The sequence below is a fragment of the Vibrio caribbeanicus ATCC BAA-2122 genome (genome assembly GCF_000165125.1).
In the GTDB taxonomy this organism is placed as follows: Bacteria; Pseudomonadota; Gammaproteobacteria; order Enterobacterales; family Vibrionaceae; genus Vibrio; species Vibrio caribbeanicus.
The window spans coordinates 1-237 of sequence record NZ_AEIU01000049.1 but is presented as its reverse complement, the minus strand read 5'-3'; the positions used below and the strand labels follow the sequence as shown (position 1 = coordinate 237).

1 rRNA gene is annotated in these 237 nt (G+C 50.6%); it reads right to left on the bottom strand.

The features are described 5' to 3' along the window. Positions 1 to 65: 65 nt before the first annotated feature. Positions 66 to 237: ribosomal RNA gene (locus RH40_RS04310) — 16S ribosomal RNA — on the bottom strand; the annotation flags it as partial.

The following is a 237-nucleotide window of genomic DNA, read 5'->3' as shown; positions in this document are numbered from 1 at the left end:
GTTCTTGTCTCTTAAACTGTATAAACCATCAATCTGTGTGAACACTCATCGCAATAATCATCGTATAAGGAGGTGATCCAGCCCCAGGTTCCCCTAGGGCTACCTTGTTACGACTTCACCCCAGTCATGAACCACAAAGTGGTGAGCGTCCCCCCGAAGGTTAAACTACCCACTTCTTTTGCAGCCCACTCCCATGGTGTGACGGGCGGTGTGTACAAGGCCCGGGAACGTATTCAC